The sequence below is a fragment of the bacterium genome (assembly GCA_022616075.1).
Taxonomy (GTDB): Bacteria; Acidobacteriota; HRBIN11; order JAKEFK01; family JAKEFK01; genus JAKEFK01.
In genome coordinates, this window is sequence record JAKEFK010000085.1 from 1 (window position 1) to 5,002 (window position 5,002).

Genomic DNA, 5,002 nt, shown 5'->3' on the forward strand with positions numbered 1-5,002 from the left:
CTGGATTCAGCCTGTTTGGAAATGATGGAAAAGTCGGTTCGCAAATTCCATTTGAGCGCCCGCGCTTATCATCGGGTGCTCAAAGTGGCTCGAACCATCGCAGATTTGGATTCCGCGCCGGAAATCCAGTCTCATCACCTCGCTGAAGCCGTCCAATACCGTTCCATCGAACAGTTTTAGAAACACGGCAAAGTGCAAGAAGGACGATAAGTGGATTATAGGCATAGCAGGTAATCTCCGTTTTTTCTATCCCCATTTCTGTTTGCCGAAGAAAACAAAAAACTGTTTTCAACGCTTATTGAGTGACAACTGGATCTGAGGCATAGATGTGGACACCGCTGAAATCCTCCGGCGTAAAATCACGCAATTGCAGACGATCAGTCCGAATCAAAACCATCACCCAGAACTCTTCCAATTTTTGTTGAATATCGCGAATTTATTTTCTGGACGCAGCCAGGACATCTCTGCTCTTTTACCGCCTCACGCACGGCCTTGGCGCTATCCTTCAGCATCTGGACCATGCGACCAGGATCATACTCTGTGTTCCACTCTTTCACGGGAAGGTGTGTCGCGAACTGGGGAGTCCTTGGCGGCGAAAACAAGTCGTTCTTAGTGAATGTGACTGTAGAAGTATTACGTATTTCTTTTTTCACTGTAGCTTTCATTTGGAAGCTAATTGGTTAAATTTTCGCATTGGAAATCTTAAGGTAACGCGGATAACGCAGATTTCCATTTTGTTGAATTCATGTTTTTGTGTATACTGACACCCTTATCAAATCTTGATTTACTTACGCACGATAAAAATAACCGCTTCATTCATCTTCTAAGCTTTGGGGAAGTGCATGTCTAGAGAACGTAAACGGCGGCGAGATTCTATAATTAGGACAAGCCTAAGCGGCGTATGTTTTTTCCTTACTATTTGTTCTTGCTGCCCAAGGAGTGGCATCAGGTGAGTGCTTTATTCCTGACCTTAATTCGGACGCTCACATCGGACTTTCGAATGGGTTAATAACACCTCCAATGGCCATGACGATGCAACTCGTAATAGACAACTGGCCACCTTGCGATTCCGCAGGCCATCTTTATTACTTTAGGTATTTTTATCGACCTGAAGAGCCGCCTGGCACCCCTGTATACATCTATGACAGTCCTTTGTTTGAGATGATGAACCGGTTTACTCCACCTGCGATTTCTTTTGACATACCCGACAATGGAGTATACAACTGGAGAATTGGCGCGCAAATGTATTCTTCTAACGGAACATTTGCCGGATCTCATGTTGTCTTCGTCCCCGCAGTCAAAATCACAATAGCAACTCCCGGCGAAGGAGAAAACATCTCCGGCTGTAGCGTTCGAATTTCCGGAGAAGTAAATAACAGGTGGCAGGATCAGATAACAATAAATCTGGAGGGAAATACCTTTCCCATTCCTGTTGCATTCGATAAGACCTTCAACACGACCGTTCCAGTTTCCTTCGGCATACATTCGCTCGTAGCTTCCTACTACGGTGGAGTTTCTCCTACTCGCTTATTTAGTTCCTCTTGCCGGATGTTGCAGTTCGTCGGACCAACTGCCATCGCAGAAACAAGAGTATTGCTTCACAACTATGGCCCACAGCCATACACTTCAAGTTATCAAAGCAGAGATGGTCAAATCGAAGTACGATTCAAAACAACGAAAGATTCTGCAGGCAGTGCCCCCCTGCCAAATCAAACCGTCTACATGCGTGTTCAGGATCCACAGGATGCATCTCCCTATGTGACGAATCCAGCGAGCGATGACAATAAGGGGGGCGACAAGGGAGACCCGAGCGTCGGTCGTGCCCCAATCCCCGCGCTACTCAGCGGCTCCGGGCTCACACAGGTTCCTGATTCCAATCCTCCGGCATGGACAGCAACCTCCGACTCAAACGGAGAGGTAAAAGTGTTCTTGGAAGTTCCCGGATCTGCTGGCAATTCAGCCAGTGGATCAAACAAGATCGCTGCCGCTGGAGACAACTACATTATTGAAGCCAGCTATTACAGCGATTTCAGTCAGATCGTGAAGAGCTCTTTACTTACTGCTTGGAATCGTGTTTACGTCGATCATTTAAAAATGTGGAAGACGGGTGAATTTCTCATCCAACCCTCAGCTGCAGGAAGTAGTGAACTTTTTGTTGCAAACATCAGTACTTTTAAGAAAGGAGAGATTGTACTCATTTCTTCCGCCTTTGTTCCGGCAGGAGAAGAACGTTCTATTAAAAGCGTGGACATGAAGAACAAGAAGCTGATCCTCAATCCTCCCGCACTTTCAAACTCGTACCAATCAACGGTTAGCACTTCATGTGATCCGGCGAACGGCACGTTTTCCGCGTATTGTGCGAAACATCCGCACAGCTTTGTTGCGAAAGTCATTTCCGGCACCTATGACGTATTACCAGCGGACACAAGATATAGTCGTGCATATGACGATGCGTTTGTAGAACTGAAATTTGGGAGTGGCAACTATTTGCCATCATGGCCTATTGTACCTGAACCTGGCGGAGTGGCCTTCCTTCAAAATCGAATTCAATGGTATTGGACCGCTCCCGCAGCGGATCCTCGAAACCATATGGCCCTTGCTTCAATAGCTTCAAATGCAGATCAGGGATGGTTCGGGATTAACTATGCGTATGCGGGTTTCCCCATCGCTGTTGTATTTCGCCAGGAAATCGCTGATTATTATTTCAGCGGAAATTTCCAAAACGCGATTGATGATCTTGCGGCTCATGAAATGGCTCACAGTTGGTATTTTATCGACCACGAATTTCAGTATCACGCTTGGGAGGGGTTACCAGGCGATCCCTGGTGTCTAATGGATTATGCTTCCGAACCCACTCTCGGAGTCCACAAGCTGCACGTTCTATCGACCGATTCCGATCTGATGTGCGTTAGAAACTCGCAAGATCTTAATAACAGGGACCCACTTACCTGTCCAGAGTGAAGACATGGAGATATTGAAATGACGAGGATAATCTACACAACAATCACATCGTTCGTTTTAATTGCATTTTTGAGCCTTTCTGGTGAAGCTCAAGTATCAGTACATATAGGAGATATTCCAGGTCGAGCCCTTGTCTATTCACCACTTTACATTATAGGAGCTATTACGAACGAAGGAACCGAGGACATTGTAGTTCCGACTGCTTGGAACAAAAAGAATGGTTGGCAGGTGGATATCAGCCCAGCAAATGAACATCTCTCAAGAAGTCCAGAACCTTTTCGCATGTTCGATGATGTTGTTCTCCTCCATCCAGGAGAAAAATATTATGTCTCCTATAACCTTGGACCGTTGCTTTCAAAAAATGGGGTATATGAAGTGCGTATAACATTAACAAGCTCAGGTAGATGTAGCGTCGCGGAAAGCGACGCGCAGCAATTGAGGATGCCAACAATTTCTGCACTAGGGACTCGGCGACAATATTCATGCTGGCAGGGAATGGCTACCTCTAATATTGTAAAAGTTCTTGTTGAATCTCCAGTGGTCGCCGAAGACAAAAACGCCTTGAACTACATCATATCGGGGGAAGCGTATCGTGAAACAAAGATCCCGCACGCTCTTGAAGTAGCCAGCAAATCATCAATAGAATCCAAGTTCGCTTTTTCTTACACAAACCTGAAAGCAAAATTCCCCCATAGTTATTACACCTTCGCAGCTGGAATTTATGCAGAACCAGCGTATATAGGCGGAGATCCAATTGGAAATTTAGAAGAACTTCTGGAATTGCAACCTTATCATCCGCTTGCTGAGACTGCAAGAGGGCGCTGGGCTTTACAGGTCGTCAGTCGTCCCGAACATCCCACTCATAAGGGTGAACTCGATATTCCCTCCTTAAAGGTACCGGATGCAGTCAAAGATTTCATCAGACAACAGAAGAGAAATGTTTCAGAAAGAAAAAACAAGGAACATCTTCGCTCCGACAAATGATGTTCAATTACGGTCATCCTAAATCGGGAGATGGATTCCAAAAGCTTGCGCTAAGCGACCCTCAAAAGAGCGACCGCAGTAAACTGTACCGTTAATTTGTATATTTGATGCTCTCCTCAACGTGTGGAATTGAAATCTGAGGCTACAGCAAGCGATGATCCCCCCTTCTGAGGGAACTGCTATGATTGCATTCCGGCCACTTGAATGCGGAAAGTGGCTTTTAAGAAACACATCATTGCGACTTTCTGCATCGATTCGTTCGAATGCAACAATTGTTCATTTTTTAAACTCGATTTAGTCTTAACCCATCGAGCAGATTCATTCAAAACACCCCGTCATCGACTTGGTTTCACAGGGTGGTCTGCCGCGGGCCACTTCTCTAATAACCGTAAGTCATTGCAAAACCACGTAGAAGCATTTTCGACGCGGATATATCCGTAAAAGACGGGCACCATAAGATCTTCATGAAATGCTACAGAGCAGACAATCGCCGAGATTATTTTAAACGCACTCGAACGAATACAGTCGCGTTAAGACTTCCAAAAGAAAGCCCGGCGTTTTACCAGGCCTCTTATTGTATCCCATCGCTCTTCCCTTAAGACTGACCGTGGGAAGGGACTGTACCCTAGGAACTCGATGATCCTAGGAACCAGTCGAGCATCCGGCTTGTTGAAATTCCGCTCCCAGTTGTGGATTGTGCATTTATCTACCCCCAATTGCTCTGCGACCTCGTGCTGAAAGAGGTTAAGATCCATGCGGCGCTTCCGGATATGATCTCCGAGTGTTATGGATTCGAATGGGTAATCCTTGGGTTTTGGTTTCTCGCTCCTTTGCTCCGACTTGCAAAATGGCAATGAATCCTTGCGGCTGCGGATTCTACGGTTCGATGGATCATCCTTGCAAATGTTCGCCACAACAGTTGAAACGATATTTAGGCAGGATTTCCGGTCCATTATTGGATCGATTCGATATTCAAATCGATGTGCCACCTGTTAAATCTCAGGAATTACTCTCTGAAAATTTTGAATCTGAGCCTTCTATGCTGATCCGTTCCCGC

At 45.9% G+C, this 5,002-nt stretch carries 4 protein-coding genes; all 4 read left to right on the plus strand.

The genetic code is table 11. From position 1 onward, the window contains the following. The coding region (locus tag L0156_07425) for a hypothetical protein (GenBank protein ID MCI0602829.1) at positions 1 to 180 on the plus strand (180 nt) is incomplete at its 5' end. Between the two features lie 840 nt (positions 181 to 1,020). Further along, positions 1,021 to 2,961, plus strand: coding sequence for a hypothetical protein (locus tag L0156_07430; protein MCI0602830.1), 1,941 nt, complete (start codon positions 1,021 to 1,023; stop codon positions 2,959 to 2,961). 18 nt (positions 2,962 to 2,979) lie between these two features. Continuing rightward, entirely contained in the window at positions 2,980 to 3,945 is a 966-nt protein-coding gene (locus L0156_07435) for a hypothetical protein (protein MCI0602831.1), read from the plus strand. Positions 3,946 to 4,792: 847 nt separating this feature from the next. Then, positions 4,793 to 5,002 (plus strand): ATP-binding protein (locus L0156_07440; GenBank protein ID MCI0602832.1); only part of this gene is annotated, 210 nt, incomplete at its 3' end.